At 40.6% G+C, this 22,379-nt stretch carries 20 protein-coding genes; 1 reads left to right on the top strand and 19 read right to left on the bottom strand.

The annotated features are described in order from the left end of the window. Positions 1–2: 2 nt before the first annotated feature. From L6494_RS19110 to L6494_RS19180, 14 genes are all read right to left on the bottom strand, one after another. On the bottom strand, positions 3–1,103 hold the full coding sequence (locus L6494_RS19110; RefSeq protein ID WP_237989290.1) for a radical SAM protein: 1,101 nt from the start codon (positions 1,101–1,103) through the stop codon (positions 3–5). Between the two features lie 57 nt (positions 1,104–1,160). Further along, positions 1,161–2,228, bottom strand: coding sequence for a hypothetical protein (locus L6494_RS19115; protein ID WP_237989291.1), 1,068 nt, complete (start codon positions 2,226–2,228; stop codon positions 1,161–1,163). Positions 2,229–2,598: 370 nt separating this feature from the next. Beyond that, positions 2,599–2,862, bottom strand: coding sequence for a Nif11-like leader peptide family natural product precursor (locus L6494_RS19120; protein WP_237989292.1), 264 nt, complete (start codon positions 2,860–2,862; stop codon positions 2,599–2,601). A 339-nt stretch (positions 2,863–3,201) separates the two neighbouring features. Next, the gene (locus L6494_RS19125) at positions 3,202–4,299 is read right to left on the bottom strand and encodes a cyclic nucleotide-binding domain-containing protein (RefSeq protein WP_237989293.1); all 1,098 of its coding nucleotides are present in this window, start codon (positions 4,297–4,299) and stop codon (positions 3,202–3,204) included. Between the two features lie 20 nt (positions 4,300–4,319). After that, positions 4,320–5,537 carry a DUF7005 family protein gene (locus tag L6494_RS19130; protein WP_237989294.1) on the bottom strand — a complete coding sequence of 406 codons (1,218 nt, stop codon included), beginning with the start codon at positions 5,535–5,537 and terminating at the stop codon, positions 4,320–4,322. Between the two features lie 6 nt (positions 5,538–5,543). Continuing rightward, positions 5,544–6,323: a MinD/ParA family ATP-binding protein gene (locus L6494_RS19135; RefSeq protein WP_237989296.1), complete on the bottom strand. Its 780-nt coding sequence runs from the start codon at positions 6,321–6,323 to the stop codon at positions 5,544–5,546. Positions 6,324–6,418: 95 nt separating this feature from the next. Further along, positions 6,419–9,025, bottom strand: a complete 2,607-nt coding sequence (locus L6494_RS19140) for a hypothetical protein (RefSeq protein ID WP_237989299.1) — start codon at positions 9,023–9,025, stop codon at positions 6,419–6,421. An 80-nt stretch (positions 9,026–9,105) separates the two neighbouring features. After that, a complete protein-coding gene (locus tag L6494_RS19145; protein ID WP_237989301.1) occupies positions 9,106–10,521 on the bottom strand; it encodes a PDC sensor domain-containing protein in 1,416 nt (471 codons plus the stop codon). 177 nt (positions 10,522–10,698) lie between these two features. Then, on the bottom strand, positions 10,699–11,562 hold the full coding sequence (locus L6494_RS19150; RefSeq protein WP_237989302.1) for a helix-turn-helix domain-containing protein: 864 nt from the start codon (positions 11,560–11,562) through the stop codon (positions 10,699–10,701). A gap of 846 nt (positions 11,563–12,408) precedes the next feature. Further along, positions 12,409–13,488: a class II fructose-bisphosphate aldolase gene (fba, locus tag L6494_RS19160; RefSeq protein WP_237989303.1), complete on the bottom strand. Its 1,080-nt coding sequence runs from the start codon at positions 13,486–13,488 to the stop codon at positions 12,409–12,411. A 233-nt stretch (positions 13,489–13,721) separates the two neighbouring features. After that, complete coding sequence (locus tag L6494_RS19165) at positions 13,722–14,408, bottom strand: Uma2 family endonuclease (protein WP_237989304.1); 687 nt, start codon at positions 14,406–14,408, stop codon at positions 13,722–13,724. 63 nt (positions 14,409–14,471) lie between these two features. After that, positions 14,472–14,711, bottom strand: a complete 240-nt coding sequence (locus L6494_RS19170) for a 2Fe-2S iron-sulfur cluster-binding protein (RefSeq protein ID WP_237989305.1) — start codon at positions 14,709–14,711, stop codon at positions 14,472–14,474. Positions 14,712–14,725: 14 nt separating this feature from the next. Next, a complete protein-coding gene (cobQ, locus tag L6494_RS19175; protein ID WP_237989307.1) occupies positions 14,726–16,201 on the bottom strand; it encodes a cobyric acid synthase CobQ in 1,476 nt (491 codons plus the stop codon). A 320-nt stretch (positions 16,202–16,521) separates the two neighbouring features. Beyond that, complete coding sequence (locus L6494_RS19180) at positions 16,522–16,926, bottom strand: Npun_F0494 family protein (RefSeq protein ID WP_237989309.1); 405 nt, start codon at positions 16,924–16,926, stop codon at positions 16,522–16,524. Positions 16,927–17,069: 143 nt separating this feature from the next. Here L6494_RS19180 and L6494_RS19185 point away from each other — a divergent pair, with 143 nt between their 5' ends. Continuing rightward, on the top strand, positions 17,070–17,507 hold the full coding sequence (locus tag L6494_RS19185; protein WP_237989310.1) for a peroxiredoxin: 438 nt from the start codon (positions 17,070–17,072) through the stop codon (positions 17,505–17,507). Positions 17,508–17,597: 90 nt separating this feature from the next. On the opposite strand, the gene L6494_RS19190 is transcribed toward L6494_RS19185, so the two are convergent. From L6494_RS19190 to cydB, 5 genes are all read right to left on the bottom strand, one after another. Then, positions 17,598–17,972, bottom strand: coding sequence for a hypothetical protein (locus L6494_RS19190; protein ID WP_237989311.1), 375 nt, complete (start codon positions 17,970–17,972; stop codon positions 17,598–17,600). A gap of 132 nt (positions 17,973–18,104) precedes the next feature. After that, on the bottom strand, positions 18,105–18,992 hold the full coding sequence (locus L6494_RS19195; RefSeq protein ID WP_237989312.1) for an ABC transporter permease: 888 nt from the start codon (positions 18,990–18,992) through the stop codon (positions 18,105–18,107). Positions 18,993–19,151: 159 nt separating this feature from the next. Further along, positions 19,152–20,171, bottom strand: coding sequence for an ABC transporter ATP-binding protein (locus L6494_RS19200; RefSeq protein ID WP_237989313.1), 1,020 nt, complete (start codon positions 20,169–20,171; stop codon positions 19,152–19,154). 184 nt (positions 20,172–20,355) lie between these two features. After that, positions 20,356–21,207 (bottom strand): DUF4351 domain-containing protein, encoded by an 852-nt coding sequence (locus L6494_RS19205; RefSeq protein ID WP_237989316.1) that lies wholly within the window; start codon positions 21,205–21,207, stop codon positions 20,356–20,358. Between the two features lie 134 nt (positions 21,208–21,341). After that, a complete protein-coding gene (gene cydB, locus L6494_RS19210; RefSeq protein WP_237989318.1) occupies positions 21,342–22,355 on the bottom strand; it encodes a cytochrome d ubiquinol oxidase subunit II in 1,014 nt (337 codons plus the stop codon). Between the last annotated feature and the right edge of the window lie 24 nt (positions 22,356–22,379).

A 22,379-nucleotide genomic window follows, 5' to 3' on the forward strand; every position in this document is an offset into this window, starting at 1 on the left:
AATTACCTAGAAATTGGCTCATTGATTGCAGGTAAACCAATCAGAGGACAAGTTAATTCAACGGGGTCTATATTTTCAATTCCACGAACCCAAGGTGCAAAACGTCCTGGTATTAATTTGAGCGTACCATCTAACTGTAAAGATCCTATTTTATTTCGTTCATCATTAAGAGCTACGGTACACTTTCCTACATCCCCATTTGAGCGAATTAATAATGAATTTGGTTGTGCTGCATAGCAGACAGGATGAGTTGACACAGAAGAATTTTGTGGTGACGCAAGATTGTCACCAAATAATTTTGTTTGTAATAAGTTAATAGCCTTCTCTTTATCTACTTCTGAAAAAACTTTGATTGAGGCATCATTAGATCCGCCTAGTCGTTCAATTGCTTTGAAAAAAACAGAAAATCTTAAATCATGAATAAACTCTTTTTTGATCTCTTCAATTAATGGATCAAGCAGTTCAAGGGTATCAACACTAAAATGAATACGCAGCAAAATATTCACTGATAATGAGCTATCACGGATTGCTAGTAGGTTAGCCCAAATTCGATCAAATGTACTGCCACCATCTGCACGAATTCGACTTTTGTCATGTACTTCACGATATCCATCTAGAGAAATTTGATAATGCCTAACTCCCACAGATGCTAAAGCTGTGATTGTTTTTAAATCTAGTAAGTAACCATTTGTTGTCATTTCTCCTTTGTAACGTAATTGGGGATATTTATTGAGCATTTCAATAATATGTTTAGAGATTTCTAATACAATATCTTTAGCAATTAATGGTTCGCCACCAAACCAGGAAACAGCTAAAAAATTTATATCTACACAGCGTCTTTCTAGGAAGGCTTTAATACCATCAACAACTTCTCTTTTCATACGCCCTACTGAAAAATCTTCATAACAGTAAGTGCAACGAAAATTACATTTTTCTGTTGGCAATATTATGAGATTGAAGTACCGTAAGTTAAATTGTTTATTTGATAGCATACTCATTTTAAACATTGTGCTATCTTTAACTAAAACTTTTCCTTCTTTGTTAATATTTATACTATCGTTAACCGCAATTTGTGATTCCAGAGCTTCAGAATATTTAGACATTGATGACTCCTAATTTCCTATTAATTTAATTTTGTATTAAGTGATGGATGATTTAGATTATGCCGATGTGCTTAAAGCTAATTCTTGTCTCACGAGTCTAGAATCTAACCATGTATGTCCAAACCATAAATATGCTTTAGCTTCTACTAAGCTGTCGTGTTCATAAACTATTTTTATATGGCTAATTTTTCTAGCGAAAATGCTCAATGCCTTAGTACCTAGAAAAGAATCACCCCATTTTAGATTTTCAGGCCAAAGTTCTGGATGAGATTTTTCTTGGCAAAATCCTGGCCAATCAAGTATTGCATTTCTCTTAGGTACTGTACATAATCTATTTTTAACCAAATAATCTAAGAATAATTGCCATCGCGTTTCATATTTAGGCATTTTTGATAGATGACATTCCAAACCTATTCTAGGTAAAATACTCTCACCTACGTCAAAGCTTAAGCAAATATAATCTACAAACGCCGATAAATCAGAAATGACAGATTGTAGTTTATCGATTGAATACATCCAGCCAATTCTTTCCAAATATTCTGGTAATTGTTCTGGTCTAATTTCACTTGTAACAATCCTGATTGCTTTGTCTGAACGAGATAGCATTGCACCAATATAGGTGATGTGTGAATTGCTAGGTAGACAATTCATGGTGAGTGCAAGACTCGATGCAAAGATAGAGGATACTCGATAATTAAGTAATCGGTTAACTATTTCAATTAGTTCTTGAGGCGTACTATTATTTTCCTGATTTAAAGCCAAGAAGATACACGGAACTGGTAGTTGCAAAGGTTGTTTATCTACATCAAATTCTAGCCATATATCTTTCACTTTTTGATATAAAAAATATTTTGATTCGCTACATTCATGGTAAATGTGCTGAAAAGCTTGCCATTTAGGATGAGTCATAAATGTTTCTGGCAGAGTAAAATTATTACAAAATAAACCAACTTCTAAATCTACTCTGGGTTGTTCTTCTCCTAAACGGCATTCAAGTATAGAAAATGGAAAGGGTGGTAATATTTTTGTTAAGCTGCGAATATTAGATAATGCTTCAGGAGAAACTAGTTCGGAACTAAGATATGGAATTACAACTTTTAGGTAGTCTTCCAGTTTAAATTTCACTAATTCTCTCCTTGTTATCAAAATTTAATGTTTATTCTGTCAATAGATTATCTTGGTCAGCTAACTATATTACTGATATTAGCTATTGATAATCAAATATCTGAAGTTAAGTAAATTTGTAATTAAAAATTTTATTGGGTCTAACAATCTTTATAAGAGCTTTTCATCCAACTATATAACAATATTAAAATTAGAATAAAAACCCTGATATTAATAATTTGTGTAGAGACCAACTAATTCGGCCTCTACATTTTTGCATATCTTTCATTTTGAAAATGAAATGGTACATCGCCTAGATATGCAGAGTTTATCAAGAGAGTGGGTAGAAAAAACTAAAAATTATGAGGCTAGACCAACAAGAAATTCTACGCTATCTTGACTTCCAGCAAATACCATTGCCTCCACCAGCTATACCTTGAAGTAGCTCATCACTTAGCTCTTCTGATTCTAAATCATCCAAATTGTTGCTATATATTTTCACTTCTTCGATGTTGAAATCGTAGCCTTTTTCTTTACCAAGCTCCACAGCTAGTTGAGCCAAGGAGTTAGCATCATTTACCGCTCTGAATTTATCTTGCATTGCTGAGTCTTGTAAGACTTCTTGGTAGAATTTTTCTAAGTTCTCTTTAGACATTTTTTTGTTTCTATTACTAGTTGTGTATTACAGCTAATTTAATCTATTTACATACACTCTCTACTATAAAAACCAAATTATTGGTTCTTGTCATGAAAGTGTATTTCTTTGCCAGCAAAACGCTGTATCTTAGCTGCTATCAATAGTTTATTTTTTATCAATTCAACAAACAATACAAAATTTTTAGGCAATACTCTATTTTTTTTAGTTATATTTGTTGGTATTATTAATTTATTCTCAGATTTAATATTATTTATACAATAAAAAATCCAAATTTAGCGACATATGAAATGCCGCTAAATATATTAAACCTCATGAATTTAGTTAAAAAATTTTAAATTATCTACTTACCCTTAAATGCTCCATCATCCAATCAAACCTTTTACCTGCCAGTGCTACACGATCTAAGATATTGATATTCAATTCATCTTCATATTCAAGATTTTCATTCAATGGTAGACCCCGGCTATAAACCTGCCTACCATAACTCAGATGAATATACATTCCTTGCAATCTATGAGAAAGTAAAGTAGCGATCGCTCGATAAAACCGCGATGCAAAACCCATATCTTGCTGTAATTTGGCTGCTAGTTGTTGTCGAGGAATTGACAACACTAAAGAGTCTTCAATAGCCTTGACATTTACCAAAGGTAGCCGACTATCAATAAATGGTGTTTCTCCAAAAATTTCACCTTTCGATATTCTTCCTATCTCTCTACCTGCAATTTCATTACCTTCTATAGCTGCAAAAGCACGAGCTAAAGGATTACGTTCATCCTCAGAAATCGAAAGTGACATTCTTCCATTTAGGATGATATACAACGCATCTACAGTTCCTCCTTGATGAATGAGGACAGTGTTAGCAGTAACTGTTTGAGGAATTCCCGCAGCCATCAGCCAATCAATGTCACTATCATGCAATTCTCCTAAAACACACAAAACATCCCTGACAGGTTGGCTTTTACCAAAGTTTTTTCGCCCAAGTTGGTTAATAGCCCCTTGCAGTCTGTCGGAAAATATAATAGCGATCGCTCGATAAAATCTGGCTGCAAAACCAACATCCTGCTGAAATTTTGCTGCTAATTGCTGTTGAGGAATTGACATAACAAGAGACTTTTCAACAGCACTAATATTTGTTGTACTTAAAAGATTACTGATAAATGGAATTTCGCCGACTACTTCACCCCTTGATAATCGAGCAATTTCTCTGTCTAAAGTTTCAATATCTTCTATCGCAGCAAAAGCACGCGCCAAAGGATTCTGCTCTGGTTGGGAGACAGTAACTTTTAATGTTCCATCTAAGAGAATATGCAAAGCATTGGGTGCTTTTTTTTCTTGAATGAGTATCGTTCCGGGAGCAATTTCTTGACGATTACCTGTAGAAATTATCCAATCAATGTCATTTTTGCTTAATTCTTTCAGTAGAACTTCTGTCATCACTTGCATCCTTATGTTTTTTAGGGAATAGAAAACAGTAACTCAGGAGTATATTTGGTTTCGTAAAAATCAAAACAGAAGGTTTTCTGTAATTCTTTTAATGCTTGTTGGATAAAAAATCTTGCCTCATTCGCAGCTAATTCTTCTAATGTCAAGTAAGTTAATGCCATCAACATCAAAAGTTGCATATTTTTGTCTGTTGACTGCTGTATATACTCAGCATAAAAGCGTTGTAAATTTTCTGCGGCTGCCTTCACCAATGCCTGTAAAATCTTAAAAGCTCCATCAGAAACAGGCGGTTGACCTCGATAGTTTTCTAACCTACCTCCTGCGCGATAAGCTGGAAATGACTCTAAGCCAAGAAAGCGCAAAAACCAGTCTGCTCGATAGTATCCACAAGCGATCGCAATACCTCTGTAGTCAGCAATCAATTCGTCTAACAAATTGTTACGCATTGAGTTAAATAGGCGATATGTGAAGTAATGCGTACATTCATGTTCCAAGCGAATTATCAGAGATAAGCGCAACCATTCTTGTTCTTCTAGTCCCATATCTCTAGCTGATATGTTGCTATAAGAACCAGGACTCAAAATAATGAACTTATCTTGATAAAGTTGCTTTTGCGGAATAATTTGCTGAAATTCCGCTTTCCATCTACTTTCAGAACAATTATCAGCATTTTGCACTTCCCATTGCTGGCGATAGCGACGAATTCGATCCCAGTTATTAAACCCGCTAACTATGCAAGCTCCCATAGATGCAGGGATTGTTACTGGTTCGTTGCGCTTGGTTAATGCTTGTATGAGAGATACAAAATCATCTCGATTTCCAGCAACCAAAACTGGGATTGTTCCCGCCAGGCTGGGATACATAATCAATTGGAGTTTCTCTGGTTGCTTTAAGATCAAACCACTTGCCTCTGACATAGCATCTGTAGTAACGCCTCTACGAGTAGCAGCGCGATAAGCCTCGGTTTGGCTAATTCCTTCCTGGATAGGAAACTGCAACTGTACAAGCTTGGTTGATAGCGTTTCAAAGACTCCGATTTTTTGAGATGCGATCGCATACTCTTCCCAAGCAGTAATATGAGGTTCGGGTGCAAGGGGAAATTTACAAAGATGAGTCAAGGGACTGGGATGAAAAACGTTTTCGTTGTATCCCAATAGTTCCTCTACTTCAGATGAATTAGCTCCGAAGTAAGTCAGAACATCAGCACGAAGCGATCGCCTTTTGTGCATAAACTATCAAGCTGCATTAGCAATTTGCTGAACAATCCCTTTCACCGTTTGATTAATAGGATGTTCGGAGTGGCGCAGACAAAAAATACCTTTACTACCTAGTTGCATCATCTCTTCTGATAGTGGCATTAATCCTGCGACTGGCGTTTTATAGGCAGTCTCTACCTGTTTCTGCAAATCAGCAAAATCAAAAGCTGGTAATACTTTATTCACCACTAACAGCATTTTTGGCACTTTCAACTTCCGAGCCACATCCACTGTCACGGCAGTACCTTGGAAGTCTTGGCTATCTGGACGCAGGATGATGACTAGAATACTGGAGATCCCGATGGAAAGTAAGGTTTCTTCATTCAAACCAGGATGGGTGTCAATTAATAGATAGTCTAAATTCAGACAACGGATAAGTTCTTGAAATCCATCATTAAGCTTAACTACGTCGTACCCTTCACGCAGTACCCTGGCAATTTCTCCGGCTTTAATACTAGAAGGAATCAGGTAAAGTTTGCCATTGATGTTACCTGTCTGTTTCATCTCTGTTAATAAAGTATGACTAACGTCATAGGCAGTATCTTTGATACTACAGCGTCCCCATAAGTAGTCATTGAGCGAGTAGTGAATTTTTTCTTCATTGAAACCAAAAAGTACGTGAATTCCCGGTGATTGGATGTCAGCATCAACAATCCCTACCTTTTGGCCTTGATTTGCCATAGTGGCAGCAAGGTTGGCAACTAAGTTTGATTTACCAGTTCCACCACGGAAGGAATGAACGGAGACGATTTGTGCCATAATTTACCTCTAATAATTTTTTTGGGCTTGCTGATTAAGGAGATATTTTGCTCACGCAGAGGCGCAGAGGCTCGGAGAGAATAGGGAGTTCCTAATTATGGGAATGTAAATTTCAACAAACAGTTATTGTTTGTGATGGGTAGTAAAACTCTTCCGCTTGATAGCTTCAAATCAAACTGCATTTTTTTATTGCCATTTTCTAATTCCACAAAAGCAGGTAAGCTCTTGGATTCTAGCTGGGAGTTATTTCTGTGCGTCCACACCCTCAGTTCTTTTTCTCGCTTGATTGGGAGGTGAAAGATGGCATATTTGAGCGATTCAAGTGAGGGAATTTCGACTGTCGAAGCTTGGTAATGTTGTTCGCCGTCAACATATCCCAACCGTATTTCTGCCATTTGTGGTCTTCCGCCAGCAGTAATTTTAAAGACGGAATGTCCTTCTCGCTGCTGTTCTTCTCGGAGTTCTACCACAACACGAGAAGCAAATGCTCCATAGTGCTTCATAACAAAAGTTGCTATGAGCGATAGTAAAGCAATACCCAATGCACTAAAGCGTGCCACTGGATTTTGCCAAATGAACAAACCGTGGAAAAATAATATACCTAGAAAAAGGCTGTATGTACCCACAATCAAAACTGGATGATTCAGAAGTTGAAAAACTACTCCTGGTACTAACTCTCCTTTGCGACGGCTGGAAATTAGCATGAGAACGGGAAAAATCCCGCCAACGATGGTGTTACCAAGTACGCCAGCAAAAGCAAGTATATTGCTAAAGGATTGAGTACCAGCTAGACATAGCCACTCTGTTAGCAAGAAGACTAGCACTAAGGGACTGATGGATACTAACAAGCGACGTTGGGAAAGTAGATTTGTCCAAAGGCGTTGTGTTTTGGTTTTTATATTCAGCTTACTAATTTGAGCATTCTGCACAGGAGTTGCATTACTTACATCTGCTTTCAAGGCTCCTTCGTAAACTAAAACCATCGCCGAGGTAATTCGTATACAAGCAGCATCTTGATGGGCCGATCGCACTTCTAGGGTTAAAGAAGTGTCCCACTTGCGTAGTTCTCTTAACTGTGGGAATAACTCTTTGATGTCCCAACGTTGGGCAGCAACAATCTCTAAATGATGTATATTTCCCTTCAATTGGATATCTAAACGGAACTTTGGCTGATCTACCTCCATTCCTAAGTAAGTTAAACCGATGTAAGGAACGTCATTAGAATTACTGCGGGGGTGTAATATTACTGTTCCTTGCTGACGCGGTAGCATTAACAGAGGTTGAGGTGGGACAGGAAACCACTCACGCGCTAAGTTCAGCAATAGGCTGGAACTACGCAACCAAGCCATTCCTAACAGTAAAGTGACTAAGATTGCTCCTAACACTTTCACAATGGGGCCGATTTGCACAGCCAAAGGATCTAAGGCTGTTCCTGACTGTCCAGACAATAACTGTGGTGAAATAGCTCCGTTCACTGCAATCACCCACAGACAAAACAGAACTGTTAAAATTGCTGTTCCCACCGCAGTACCCCAAATCAGCGATGAAGCACTGGGATCGCGGGGAAGCACAAGTTTTGCACATTCACCTACATATATATGTCCGAAGTAGAGCATCAGACTCACACCAAGAAAGTGCTGTAACATCAAAGGCTGAAAAGCTTCACCTTTGAGGAAAGGCAAGTTTACATATAAAAGATTGTCTAGCTGTATGTGACCCAATGCCAAAAGCGAAAGCATCAAAAGTAAGCTGACGTTGATGGCTGCCAGAAATAGCATTACACCAACTGTGAAGTTTAGGGATTTACGTAAAAGTAAGTATAAGCCCACACAGAAAAGTACCGCCGCCCATAGTGCAGCACTAATCTGGGTGAAGTTGGCCATAGTTACTGATAAGCCGATATAACAAGCTAAGGCAATCAGAAAAACACGAATGCCTACAGCAACAGAAAGTATGGAAGAACCTATATTTCCTAAATAGTTAGATACTAATTGTTTGATAAAAGCATTACCATAACGAAAATCACCACTACGCCCAATAGCTTCAGCCATGCAAACCATAGTAAATATATTGATGATGCCGATGATCATTAAAAAGGCTACTGTTGGTAGGGGGCCGATATTGGCAACAGCAATGGGTAAGGCGAGAAATGCTTGGGGAAGCCCAAGGGCAACTGTCAGTAAAGAAGCCAGCCAAAATGGTGGTAAGGATTCTAGTTTTTGGGCGATCGCAGATAATGTCCAACGTAACTGTTCCATGAAGGACAGTTTGGGTGCAAAGATTTTGGCTAACTGTGTCCTATAGAGGCGGGAATAAGCCATCTGTATGGCTTTTTCATCTAAACCTAACGCGGCTCGAATGTTCGGTACTACTTGATAGGTGAAGGTATATTTTTGGGAGAGAGCATGAGCAATGGCTGCCTTTAATCTCGGATTTGATGGAACTAAAGATGCCCAGTTGCCAGCATGGCATTCTAAGTGTTGGATTGTTGGGTGCAGTGGTGGGGCATTTCCCAGGGCAAAAGCTTCTAAAAAAGCCATATCTCGCTCGTGGGTTGCTTGTTCTGTCAGAGAAAACTCCACACGCGATCGCGCTACTATCTGCGCTGTCCGATTCTCAATCAAAAACAGCAATGTATTCGCCCGTCTGGCGGGTAAACCAGCCAGCACTTCCTCACGCGATATCAGTTCGTCATCTGTCATACCGATTTTGGATTTTAGATGTGGGATTTTGGATTAAAAATATTTTTGGTATTATTTGTTACGATAGAACACTAGATTTTTTAATTGTTGAGAGATCGCTGTTTGAGAGATTCCACTTTACTGTGCAATCGCTCGAAGTAATCCATTTCAGTTTCATCTGAAGTTGCTACTTGCTGTTTGAGCTTTTGAATTTTTTGCTGCAATTGTCTAAAGTGTTCGTTCTCTGTAATTTCAGATACTTGATTTGCTCTTTGTGTTTCATCAATTTCAACCCGTAAATCGATTACTTGTCGCTTTAACTTTTGCTCTCTAGCTTTTACCTCACTAGCCATATTCAAAAAGACACGCACCAAGCGTCCGATATCATCTTGAGTTCTAGACGCATCAGTCAACATTTCTGGATGAAAATTATCTTGCTCTAGTGCTTGGGCTGCGGCTGTGAGGCTGTGAATTGGTCGGGAAATACTTCGAGCTAATAACAGCGCAACAATCGTTGTAATTCCTCCCACTACCAGCACGCTACTGCCATGCTGCCAAATTAGGCGGTTCAAAGGAACAACAAACTGCGTTTTGGGTTGGCTGATGCCTAATACCCAAGGTTGCACTTGCAAGGGTGCAAAGCCAACTATTCTAGATATCTGTTCGTGTCCAGAGCGATATCTGGCGTGGCCTGGTTCTTTTGCCTTCACCATCACCGCTAATTCCGAAATGTCTAAGCTGTTAATTTTTTTCAGCCCGTAATCTCTATCGGCCATGACTTGCTTCTGGATATTGGGCGGCAAAGGAATCAAACTATGGTACAGCAGAGATTGATTGGGGTGACTGATGACGATTCCTTGTTGGTCGATCAAAAAGGCGTAGCTTTGAGAGTCTATCTGCAACGCATTGACAATTGCCCAGATGTTTTCTCCTCTAATTTTTAGGACTGCCACGCCGACAATTTTTCCTTGATCAGAACGCACGGGATAGGAAAGGAAAAGCCCCGGTCGTTTAGTAGTTTGACCAACTAAAATGCTGGAAATGTAAGGTCGCCCTTGGATGCTGACACGAAAGTATTCGCGGAAGGCATAGTTTTTTCCCACGAATTTCGGATCAGTGGCAGCAAGACAGTTACCTTGTGCATCCATGAGGAACACAGCATCGAAGTCTGGATTAGAACGAAAAACGTTATCCAAGGTACGTTGTAAGTTAGGGCGCAAGGCTTCCTGCTTTTCAGGTATGGTTGCAGTCAGAAACCCAACTACGTTGCGATCGCTACTGACTTGGACGATGAGACGTTGAATATTGATTAGCAATTGGTCAAGCCGACTAGCAGTGCTAGCCGCTAATAACTCTAATTTGCGATATTCGCCAGCTTCCAGACTAGCTAAACTTTGTCGTAGGTTGTAGCAGGCAGTAAAGCCCATCGGTATAATTGCGGTTGCAAACAAAGCAGCCGTAATTTTAGCAGCAATAGACCAGGCTGGTGGGTAAACTAACCGATGTAAACCCTTCATTTTTAGTTACATAAGTATGTTTATGCTATCTTTTTTTTCGGTAAGTGACGATTTCGATTTTGGAGGCGATCGCAACTTTCCTCCGTTTTTTAGTCTGTGATAGAAAATTTTCTTACTAACAAACACTCAGTTTCCTCCTCACTAATATTTAGTAGCTCTAAGAAAAGCAAGCTCTGACTACAATGCACAATCTTTTTGTGAGACTCGCAATTCTTTAGCTTCTATTTGACGCTGGATTTTTCTCCATACTTGGGGGGTAATTTCGTGGTGCTGTCGAAATTGGCGAAAGAAATGACCTTCATTTTGATAGCCGACCGCTAAAGCAACCTGATTTACACTTTGATTGGTTTCTAGCAGTAATTGACGTGCTGCTGTCATTCGGCGCTCAATAATCCAATTGTTGACTGTTTTTCCTGTCTGACGACGCACTAAATCTGTTAAGTAAGCTGCGGAGTAACCAACTGCTAGAGCTACATCACAAAGTGTAATTGTGAGATGATAATTGCGATCAATAAACTGGAAAACTTGATTCAACAGGGGATCTTGAGAAAATTTTGACTTATCGTCTGTCGATTTTGTAGTTTTTGCTGGAATTGGCTCAAGTATTGGCTGAGATTGATTAGCACTCCAATGGTTGTTAGAAATACTTTTTTTCTGCAATTGTGAGTTTTGAAGATATTGCTTTAGGTCAGTTATCTTTTTGACTAATTCCGTTAAGTTATAAAAATCGCCTAAGTGTTTATCTGTATGGTAATTTATATCTTTGGATTGCTCCAGATTACTTTGGCGATCATGAATATAACTAAAAGGAATATTTGCAGTAATAGAGCCTTGATGTAAGACTCTGACGAAACCGCAAGCGTTAACTTCAGGTATTTCTATTTCGTAAATAACACAGTCATCCGACGAGTCTTTTTCTGCTTGTTTGATACTAAGATTAATATCTTTAGAGTCGAAGCTATCAATGAATTTTGTTCCTAATTTTTTTCTTAAAAATTTGTTTTCTTTTAGGTTATTTTCAATGATAAAAATCCTTGTCATTTTTTTCTCCAATATTTATTAACTAGTGTTGAGAAATATGAGCAAATACATTTGTTTCCTTATAGCAATAAACTTAAGAGGATGTTTTAAAAGTTATTAGTAGTCTATCAGATATTGTTAGATTCCCCTAAATCCCCTTAAAAAAAGGGGAATTTAAAAATGTTTACCCCGTTTTTTAAGCAGGACTGTTTCATTCGTAATTCATTTCACTAGATTGACTTCTCCGAAATTCAATTTAGAAAAAACAATTATACAAATGTTAAATTTGCTTTAAATTAATTGTGTAATTTGAAACCGCCTTTTTACGATACTTACAAGAAAGTTACCATATAAGCTCAGAATTTTACAACAAACAATGTTGAAATTTTTATTAAGTACCGTATGGACTCAGAAATTTTATAACGAAATGTAAAAAGAGCTTTCAAAAAAACTTTTAGGCAAGTATTGTATACTCTTTATCCCCTAATATAATGATTATTATCTTCAATGGGATGTTTTATTTTTTGTAAGTTTCTTACTTAATGGAAGGGGCGAAAACGCCGCACGTAATATTCAAATGGTTGGGGCATCTACCATTCGGTTAGGTGATGTAAGTCGGGCTTTGCCAGCAATCACTGTTTGAGGCTAGAATCCCTCGAATACAATTCGGGGGAGTATGTCAACTGAGTCATTGGGATTGCAAAGCATGCAGCCACATGGAGCGATTAAACTACTTTGTCCATAGCTTTGCCAACCTGAAAAAAGTGATAAAAAACCGGGAAACTTTCAGTTCTCCCGGTTGATTTATATAAATATCAAAAATTTTGACAGGAGCAAAATATTGCCCCTATTTATCTTTGACTAAAATTAAACCTTAGCAGCAGCCTTGGTGATCATATTTAGTTCACCTTTAGCATATTTAGCAGCAAACTCTTCGAGAGTAACTTGCTTAATCTTGCTAGCGTTACCAGCAGTACCAAATTGTACATAGCGTTCAGCACAAACCTTCTGCATATATGTAATAGAAGGCTTGAGGAAGTGACGGGGGTCAAATTCCTTGGGATTTTTTGCTAAAGCTTCGCGCACAGCCGCAGTGATAGCCAAACGGTTGTCGGTGTCGATGTTAACTTTACGAACACCACTCTTGATACCTTTTTGAATTTCTTCTACAGGTACACCGTAGGTTTCAGGAATCGCACCGCCGAATTCGTTAATCAAAGCGATTAAATCTTCAGGAACGGAAGAAGAACCGTGCATTACCAAGTGGGTGTTAGGTAGACGACGGTGAATTTCTTCAATGCGGCTGATAGCCAAAATTTCGCCGGTGGGTTTGCGGGTAAACTTGTAAGCACCGTGGCTTGTACCAATAGCTACAGCCAAAGCATCTACTTGGGTTGCTTCTACGAAGTTAACAGCTTCATCGGGGTCAGTTAACAGTTGAGAGTGGTCAAGAGTACCTTCAAAACCGTGACCATCTTCAGCTTCACCCGCGCCAGTTTCCAGAGAACCCAAGCAACCGAGTTCGCCTTCTACACTTACGCCCAAGGAATGAGCTACATTGACAACTTCGCTGGTAACTTTAACGTTGTACTCGAAGCTTGCAGGGGTTTTAGCATCAGCTTCCAAAGAACCATCCATCATCACACTAGTGAAGTTGTTCTTGATGGCTGAGTAGCAGGTAGAAGGAGCATTACCATGATCTTGGTGCATGACAATGGGAATCTGAGGATAGGTTTCTACCGCAGCCAAAATTAGGTGGCGGAGGAAGTTTTCCCCTGCATAGTTACGTGCGCCGCGAGAAGCCTGCAAAATTACGGGGCTATCTGTATCAGCAGCCGCCTTCATAATTGCCTGAATCTGTTCTAGGTTATTAACGTTAAAAGCTGGGATGCCATAACCGTTCTCAGCTGCGTGTTCCAACAGTAGCCGCATTGGTACCAGCGCCATAGATAGTCCTCCTAATATTGATTTTCAGCTAGTCGTTATAAGACAAGCGTAACTATTACGCTAATCTTAAGACTTTTTTCAACTTATAGGAAATTATAACTAGTGTCGGGTGTTTATGTTGAAAAAGTTTACGCCGTTAATAATCAAGATGCCCTATACTTGACCGCAAATACTGTAAATGATGTAACGTGACGGTTATACGGTTTGGTAGTCTGGTATGCTAGATGTTTATCTCAAGCTGAGAGTTTCTTGACAAATGTCGCGTGTTCGGTGGATTGTAACCCAGTTTGTAAAACAGCCAATACAGACTGAACATTCCCGGTTAATAAATCTGCGATCGCTAACCACAAACCGGGAAAAACTCGACTTCGCACAATTGCATCATCATCAGGGACTAACTCTAAATATTCACCCTGTTCTAAATAAAACCAACTCAGTTTTTGCTCTAGAACTTGCCAGACGATATATTCTTTAACTCCATTGCGGCGGTAAGCCTGTTTTTTGCCATGAAGGTCAATGGCGACACTGCTGGCGGCAATTTCGATAATTAACTCTGGTGCGCCTTCGATATAGTCATCATCACTTAGTCTTGTTTGACCGCCTGCTTCTGGCGTGATGATAAGTACAGCATCTGGTTGGGGTTCATTATCCAAATCTAGACGCACAGTTGGTTCAACTCCCAAGGCTACACCAGGAGTAGCGGCTTCATAAGTACCAAGCCATGTAAGAATCCAACCATGCGGTTGACCGTGACTTCTAAAACGCAAAGCAGCAGGCATAATGTAGACAATTCCTTCGATTAATTCGGCTTTTCTCAGGTTGGACACGGCGTTGTAGCGACGCTCAAATTCATACCGGGTGAGTTTGTCGCCGTTTTCTAGAAGGGGAATTGTCCGATGCTGTGGAGGTGTTTTTACCATGACGATCGCATCTTGGTTGAGCCTATGCCTATCTTATATTTTTTCTGAGGTGGGATGAAAAAACTACCAAGTTGGGTCACTAAATAGATGGACGGTTAATTCTTCATCTTTCGGTGGTACAGATGTAATGCAAGCACGAATGGTTTCTCCATCATCAAGGTCTACCGTGCAAGCGTGACAAGTCCCCATTAGACAACCAGTGGGAATGAAAACCCCCGCTCGATCTGCTACATCTAATAGGGGTTCTCCTACTTCAGCATCAATGGTGACATCATCTGGCAAAAAACGGACACGAACATTCATGAAATCTAGCCTAACTACGGCAAAAAGGGCGTTAAATCTAAATGGGTTTCAATTTCGGTCGCCAGATTGTCTAACATCTGCTCCCGTTGTTCTCGGTAGTTGGCAACACCTGTAGGCAAAGATTTCAATCCTCGTTGTTGACGGAGGCGATTGAGCCAAGCGCGTCGCCAGGGGCCATTATCAAACAGTCCGTGGAGATATGTACCCCAAACTGATTGACAGCTATCTACCAATCCTAAGTTAGCATCATCAAATAAAGCTTGATAGGCCTGACTATCTCCTTGTGGTTCTATACGCGATCGCCCCTGATGGATTTCAAACCCAGTTACAGGTAATCCCGCTTGGGGGAAATTTGAGCTAACTTGACGCTGACGGGCAATTTTCTGGCCGGTAATTACGGTTTTAATGGGTAAGAGATTTAAGCCTTGATATCTACCGGCTTGTCCTTCTACACCTTCAGGATCGGCGATGATTTGTCCTAGCATTTGGTAGCCGCCACAAATACCCAAAACTGTGCCACCAGAAGCAGCATAGTTTTGAATTGCTTCAGCCATACCAGTTTTTTGCAGCAGGATTAAATCTGCAATTGTGGTTTTTGTCCCTGGTAGTATCACTGCATCAGGGTGTCCTAAATCATGCTTTGGACTCACATATCTAACGGAGACTGTGGATTCTGATTCTAAGGGGTCAAAGTCGGTAAAGTTGGCAATTCTGGGTAGGCGAATCACACTGATATTTACATCAGTCTGGGCTTTTGATGGTTTACGGTCGAGCAAATCTAGGGAATCTTCGGCGGGGAATAATTCTTGTAGGTAAGGTATTACACCAATCACAGGAATTTTTGTTCGTTCTTCTAACCATTTTATTCCCGGATCTAAGAGCGATCGCTGTCCCCTAAACTTGTTAATTATTATACCTTTAATTAATTGGCGTTCGTCTGGATCGAGTAATTCTAGTGTGCCGACAACGTGGGCAAAAGCTCCTCCACGGTCAATATCAACTACTAATATGGTGGGAGCATTTAAATATTTTGCTACCCGCATATTGGTCAAGTCGCGGTGCTTGAGATTAATTTCGGCTGGACTCCCCGCACCTTCGCAGACTATGACATCAAATTCTGTACCTAAATGCTGTAAAGATTCTTCAATCGCCCGCCAACCCATTTCAAAATATTGCTCGTAGTAGTCAGCCGCGTTAACTTTACCTACGTACCTACCTCTGATAATTACCTGAGATGTCATATCTCCTTGAGGTTTGAGCAAAATCGGGTTCATTTCTACCCAAGGTATAACACCGGCTGCCCAAGCTTGTACTGCCTGGGCGTAGCCAATTTCTCCTCCATTGGCTGTAACATAGGCATTTAAAGCCATATTTTGTCCTTTAAAGGGGGCTACTCGCCAGCCACGCCGCGACAAAATCCGACAAATAGCTGTAGTTATTAGTGATTTCCCTGCATGGGAAGTTGTCCCCACTACCATAATAGATTTCATAGACGCTGTTACTTATTCAAAATAAAGGGATGGTACTAATTCGTAATTCGTAATTCGTAATGGGCTGCGCCCCGCTACGCTAACGTAATTCGTAATGACGTAAGTTGTGTGAGTTTTAGCATAAAGGCTGGAAATATCCAATGCCCATCGTAGACTGAGGGCAGATATTCTGCTTCAAATTAAAGGAAATATGCAACCCAGCTTAACAATCCCACCAATTAATCAAGATGAAGATGGTAAAGGATTGATAAATGGGTTGATGTTTCTCCGTATATATTGTTCCCTGGAAATACTTAATCCTAACGTTTGGGTTATTGCAGCTAAAAGGGGAGTCTGAACCAACGAATTACGGCATTATATAGGCGATCGCGCCATGAAGGAGCAGGTAAGTTTTGACCTTGGTATTTTTCGATCAGTTGATGACCTAGGGGAGTGAGGCGAAACCCATCGGTAATACCCTGTCCATCGACTTCGCGCCGCAGTATCCCTACTTCGATTAACCAACCCAAATCGTTATCACAGGACAATTCTGATAGTGGTTGTTTAGTGTAGCCATGTTTGACACCATTTTCTGATGCGATCGCACCCAACGCAACACTCTGACGACGCATGGTTTCAAATAATTTGATTTTGAAGGGAGAACAAATCAGCGACTTTTCAGCCCTTTTGAAGCTGCTAGGTGGATAAACAAGGATTTTGGAGTTTTGAGAGTCAACAGCAGGCATAGTTTATTTTTCGGGAATGGGGAATTGGGAATAGGGCATTCTAATTGCGAATTGCCTCTAGTTTTTTCAGTAAGTCATGAAATCATTGTAAATTATTGTAAAATTTCAGAGTCATCAACAATCTGAAACAGGAAAGGTTCATTATGCCTCTAGCGGTTGGTACAAATGCACCTGCATTTACCGTCAAAGATACTAACGGAAACACCGTTTCATTGTCTGATTTTGCTGGAAAGACTGTTGTTTTATATTTTTATCCCAAAGATGACACCCCAGGCTGCACTAAGCAGGCTTGTAGCTTTCGGGATGCTCAACCAGATTATCAAGGCAAAGATGTAGTTGTTCTGGGAGTTAGTGCTGATGATGAATCTTCTCATCAGGCATTTACCCAAAAATATAATCTGAATTTTCCTTTATTGGCTGACACTAACCAATCTCTCATCAAAGCTTATGATGTCGATGGTGGTGGCTATGCCAAGCGTGTTACTTACGTTATTAGCCCCGAAGGTAAAATCATTCACGTTGATGCTAGCGTGAATACAACTACCCATGCTGGTGATGTTCTAGCTGCTTTGGGAATGTAGTGAGTGCTGAGTATTGAGTGCTGAGTATTGAGTGCTGAGTATTGAGTGCTGAGTGCTGAGTAATTAACTCTCTCAGCACTCTTATTCGTTTTAGGGTGAAACTGCTGGCTCAGTCTTGGCTGGGGTGTTAATAATTGGTAAAGGGAGTATCTGCCCTGGCTGCTGATTATTGGTATTCGCTCGGTTTTGTCTTTCTCTAAATGCCTTGGCTGCTTCATCTATTTGTTGGCTTTGCTGGTTAGTATCCCAAGAACCAGTTCCAAGAGTTGCCCGATGAATCAGGTCAAACATATTGAAATTGCCATTGCTAAAGTCAATATTATTTTGTTGGTCGGCATTATTACCACCTGCGTCTACTGTCCCAAGTTGAGCAAGGCTCGGTTGTGCTGTGAGTAAAGAAGCACAGCCAAAGCTGGCTACAGTTGCCATTAAAAGTTTAGCGATCGCTGAAAGTGATTTTTTCATAAGTTCCTCTAACACCATCTCTAAGTTATGAGTGCTGAGTGCTGAGTAAAAATTACTAGCCTCTAGCCTCTAAGTCCCTAAACTCTTTTTCATACTTGAGAGTGTATGAAGTTGATAGGGACTGCTTTTATCTTAAGCAAGAGTTCGTCTAAGTTGGGGTTGAATGCTCAGTAAAGCAACTAAAGCAAACCCAAACAAGATTAGCAATGCTCCACCAAAGGTAACATCACCCCAAGGTGCTTGCATGACTATACTACTCAGTCCCCAAGTGCTGTGAGTATAAAGATAGCGAATGGGTTCAATGGCGTAGCTGAGAGGGTTGAGGGTAGCAACAACCTGCAACCACTTGGGCATGAAGGATAAAGGAGCTAGGGCAGTGCTGGCGAATAATAACGGTAGGTTCGTAACGAATATTACAGCAATTAATTCAATGTGACCGGGTAAGGCAAAAGCTAAACCCAGGGAAATAGCAGTAACTCCCAACGCTAGCAAAAAGACGATGAGAGCGATCGCACTCAATCCGGTTATATCTGGTAGTCCAGCACCGATAACCGCCGCCGCACCAACAATTACAGCCGCTTGCAGTAAGCTCTGGCTAATAATAAAAATGGCTGATGCAAACACAATCGAAAACCGCGAAGCTAGGGGAGCAACTAACAAGCGATTCAAAAAGCCAAATTCCCTGTCAAACATCACAGGTAAACCAGCATTTAATGCTCCCGCAAAGGCTGTAAATACAATTACACCTGCTGCCAAAAATTGACCGTAATTTGTCGTAGTCCCGAATAAACCTTTGGGCGCGTTTTGGAACAACGCCCCAAATAATACTAACCACATGACAGGCTGAACAATACCCGCCAATAAAGTAGAGGGACGGCGTTGTAATTGAATAAACAAGCGGCGAGTTAAAGCCAGAGTCTCTTGGACTAATTCACCGAAAAAATTAGGTTTTGTTTCGGTATAGGGTTGTGGTGATGTCACCGCTTGCCAATTGATATCAGATTTAGGAGTTACACTCATAGAAATTTAGGGGTATAGGGGTATAGGGGTGTAGGGGTATAGGGGTATAGGGGTGTAGGGGTATAGGGGTATAGGGGTGTAGGGGTATAGGGGTATAAGGGTTTAGGGGAGCATAGGAGAATTATAAATTTCCAGTCCTCAGTACCCAGTCCCTAACCCCTAACGCATATTCTGCTTTTTCTCAGCTTTGGGATCACGAGTAGCGACTGCTGCTAATTCGGCATCCATGAGGGTGCGTCCGGTGGCGGCGAGGTAGACATCATCGAGGCTGGGACGAGATTGGGCAATGCCAAATATTGGTAAGCCTGCGTTATTTAATGTCTGCTGGACATTAATCAGAGCATCATTTTGCGGTGTTACTACCAAGTTGAGAGAATTACCTTGGGCATTGTTGATGATGACTTCTTTCACAAAAGATAATTCTTGTAGGAGTTCCTTGGCTTGTGCGGCTTCTTCGGTGGGGGAAAACTCGCGGATACGTAAGGTGATGCGATCGCCTCCTACTCTATCTTTTAATTCCGAAGGTGTACCCACGGCAATCACTACACCCCGGTCAATGATAGCGACGCGATCGGCTAATGCGTCAACTTCTTCTAAATAATGGCTGGTAATTACTACCGTTGTGCCTGATTCTCTCAGTTTTCGCAAGAATTCCCATACCACAAAACGGCTTTCTATGTCAAGTCCTACTGTTGGTTCATCTAACACTAAAACATCTGGTGCATGAAGTAAACCAGCCGCCAAGTCTAGACGCTTGCGTAAACCCCCAGAGTAAGTTCCTGTTTTTTTATCGGCGTATTCTTGTAAACCGAGTAAATCTAAAACTGTCTGAATACGCTGTTTGGCTATTGCGCCTGGGAGATGATAAAGCGCGGCTTGCAATTGCAGCAATTCACGTCCTGTTAACACTTTATCTAAAGCGACTTCTTGCGCTACATAGCCTAGCCGTTGTCTAGCTACTCTGGGGTTATCCAACACAGAAATCCCAGATATTTCAATTTTGCCTGCATCTGGTGTGGTGAGGGTACACAATGCACGCAGAGTAGTTGTTTTACCTGCACCGTTGGGGCCGAGTAAACCAAAGATTTCTCCTGGTTCTACCTGGAAGGAAACATCCTTGACGGCTTCAACAGTACCGTAACGCTTTTGTAGATTTTGAATTAAAACGGCGGCAGCCATGACAGCTAAACCCTAACTATACAATTCGCAACAATATCTATATATATTGTAGTGGAGTGGTGTGAAGTCAGGCGATCGCATAGCTACACTTCCTCAATCTTATAAACCTCCGACTAGCGTAGCTACACAATAGCAACCAACGAAAGAAACACCTCCTTCCTTCTTAACTGTCACCTGTCACCTGTCACATATTCGCTAAGTAATTCACTAAATCATTGGGACTAGTGAAATCTAACAGAGCCTCAGCTAAATCTTCTAGTTGAGTAATCGATAAAGTGCGAATCTGCTGTTCTACTTCTGGCTTAATTGCACTAAATCGACGTATCAACAGACGTAATATCAGTGCTAACGCTTCTTGTTTTTTTCCCTGTGCTTCTCCCTGTTGTAATCCCTGTTGTAATCCCTTCTGCAAAATATCTTGATAAATGACAGACTCTTGCATAATTTCCTCGCTGAAAAGTTGAGTAATTAAGTTTTTCTCAAATCGCAAACCAGCTAAAACTTGTACGCAGGCTGATATATTCTGCCGTTCGTCCGTTTCTTCAATCATATCGACTGCCGCCGCGACTTGGGTTAACAAGTCTGTGGGTGATTCAGTTCTCGCCAATGTCGCCAGTGGTAAAAGTGCAGGGTTAGCTAGCAGTGGTGTAGGATCTTCCTCCCACAATCTCATCGTTCTATATCTGTGTGTAGTATTGGTATCTACATACTGATTCTTAAATACAATTTCTGAGGAAGTGGGTTGGAGAAAAATTAACACCTGTTTAATCTCGCACCAGTATTGACGTTTTAATCTGGTGTAGTAATCCAGCATCCGAAAGTCAAGTGGCGGCGTGGATTTGGCTGTCGTTTGAAACTCTAAATGTAAAATTGTGTTGGCAATTTGTAGGAATGTCACCGAATCAGCGCGAATGGGTTCGAGGGTAAGTTCAGTTTTAAGTACCTCGATATCTGTTGTTTCAGATGCGAGTAACCATCTGGCAAAATCGGCTGGGTAGGTTTCGGCTAGGTATTTGCAGGTATTATCGTAACTCAAGGCGATCGCTGACTAAATCAATATATACACATCTTGCACTATTGCGATCACCTCCGGTGGGCGGGTACGCCATCGTCTCCGACCGACTATTGCAGCAAAAAGGACTAAAGTCCTTACTACGAACCTGTAAGAGTCTACTCTCCGTAGCCATTACCAGTTACCTTACCCCGGAAAACAATGTATTGGTAAAGGTTATAGAACAACATCACCGGAATCAGAAAGCCGATAAAAATGATCATAATTACCAACGAACTAGGATCAGCCGCAGCCTCATAAATTGTAATCTGCGGGGGAATAATGTAGGGGAAAACAATTAATCCCAAGCCAAAAAATGACAACACAAATAATAGAATTGTCCAAACAAAAGGCGCGCGTTCTTCTTTGCGGTTTAGACTATTCAAAAGTTGCCAAATTAACCACACTCCCAAAATCGGAATAATAGCGAAAATATAAACTAGTGGTTGCTGAAATAAACGCGCTCTAGCATTTTCATAAATAAATGGTGTAGTGACAGTAATAAAAATTGCACCTATCAGCGTAGTCAATGCAGCAAGTTTGGCTGTTTTATAGTGGGTTTCTTGTAATTCTCCGGTGGTTTTCCATACCAAATAGGTAGAACCAATCAACACGTAGCCTTGAATCAACGTTAACGCCACTAACACCGATGGTAAACTGAACCAATCCCAGGTACTACCAATAAAGTGTCCCGCCTCATCAACTTTAATTCCTTTAAGTACCGCACCTAAAGCAAAACCTTGTCCGAGCGCAGCCGTAAAACTTCCTGCACCAAAGGCGAGATTCCAAAAAAATTTCCGTCTAGATAATTCCCGAAACTCAAACGCCACACCCCGAAAAATAAACCCAAACACCATGACAAGAATTGGGATATACAAGGCGTTTAAAATTGTGGCGTAAGCCAGGGGAAATGCACCAAACAATCCCCCACCCATGAGAACCAGCCAAGTTTCGTTAGCATCCCAAATGTTACTTAAGCTAGTCATCAAAATTCCCCGACGTTCATCATCGGACGAAGTAAGAGATAAAATCCCCACGCCTAAGTCAAATCCATCTAGCATGACGTAGAGGAAGAGAAAAAGAGCTAAAATTACAAACCAAACTTGCGGAAGAAAATATTCGAGTGTTTCCATAATTAGTGCTGAGTGCTGAGTGTG

Origin of the sequence: Nostoc sp. UHCC 0870 (assembly GCF_022063185.1) — a bacterium.
Lineage (GTDB): Bacteria > Cyanobacteriota > Cyanobacteriia > Cyanobacteriales > Nostocaceae > Trichormus.

Coding starts and splice junctions, on each gene's coding strand:
- L6494_RS19110 (WP_237989290.1), bottom strand. CDS start 1,103: ATGTCTAAATATTCTGAAGCTCTGGAATCACAAATTGCGGTTAACGAT.
- L6494_RS19120 (WP_237989292.1), bottom strand. CDS start 2,862: ATGTCTAAAGAGAACTTAGAAAAATTCTACCAAGAAGTCTTACAAGAC.
- L6494_RS19125 (WP_237989293.1), bottom strand. CDS start 4,299: ATGACAGAAGTTCTACTGAAAGAATTAAGCAAAAATGACATTGATTGG.
- L6494_RS19130 (WP_237989294.1), bottom strand. CDS start 5,537: ATGCACAAAAGGCGATCGCTTCGTGCTGATGTTCTGACTTACTTCGGA.
- L6494_RS19135 (WP_237989296.1), bottom strand. CDS start 6,323: ATGGCACAAATCGTCTCCGTTCATTCCTTCCGTGGTGGAACTGGTAAA.
- L6494_RS19140 (WP_237989299.1), bottom strand. CDS start 9,025: ATGACAGATGACGAACTGATATCGCGTGAGGAAGTGCTGGCTGGTTTA.
- L6494_RS19145 (WP_237989301.1), bottom strand. CDS start 10,521: ATGAAGGGTTTACATCGGTTAGTTTACCCACCAGCCTGGTCTATTGCT.
- L6494_RS19150 (WP_237989302.1), bottom strand. CDS start 11,562: ATGACAAGGATTTTTATCATTGAAAATAACCTAAAAGAAAACAAATTT.
- fba (WP_237989303.1), bottom strand. CDS start 13,488: ATGGCGCTGGTACCAATGCGGCTACTGTTGGAACACGCAGCTGAGAAC.
- L6494_RS19165 (WP_237989304.1), bottom strand. CDS start 14,408: ATGGTAAAAACACCTCCACAGCATCGGACAATTCCCCTTCTAGAAAAC.
- L6494_RS19170 (WP_237989305.1), bottom strand. CDS start 14,711: ATGAATGTTCGTGTCCGTTTTTTGCCAGATGATGTCACCATTGATGCT.
- cobQ (WP_237989307.1), bottom strand. CDS start 16,201: ATGAAATCTATTATGGTAGTGGGGACAACTTCCCATGCAGGGAAATCA.
- L6494_RS19180 (WP_237989309.1), bottom strand. CDS start 16,926: ATGCCTGCTGTTGACTCTCAAAACTCCAAAATCCTTGTTTATCCACCT.
- L6494_RS19185 (WP_237989310.1), top strand. CDS start 17,070: ATGCCTCTAGCGGTTGGTACAAATGCACCTGCATTTACCGTCAAAGAT.
- L6494_RS19190 (WP_237989311.1), bottom strand. CDS start 17,972: ATGAAAAAATCACTTTCAGCGATCGCTAAACTTTTAATGGCAACTGTA.
- L6494_RS19195 (WP_237989312.1), bottom strand. CDS start 18,992: ATGAGTGTAACTCCTAAATCTGATATCAATTGGCAAGCGGTGACATCA.
- L6494_RS19200 (WP_237989313.1), bottom strand. CDS start 20,171: ATGGCTGCCGCCGTTTTAATTCAAAATCTACAAAAGCGTTACGGTACT.
- cydB (WP_237989318.1), bottom strand. CDS start 22,355: ATGGAAACACTCGAATATTTTCTTCCGCAAGTTTGGTTTGTAATTTTA.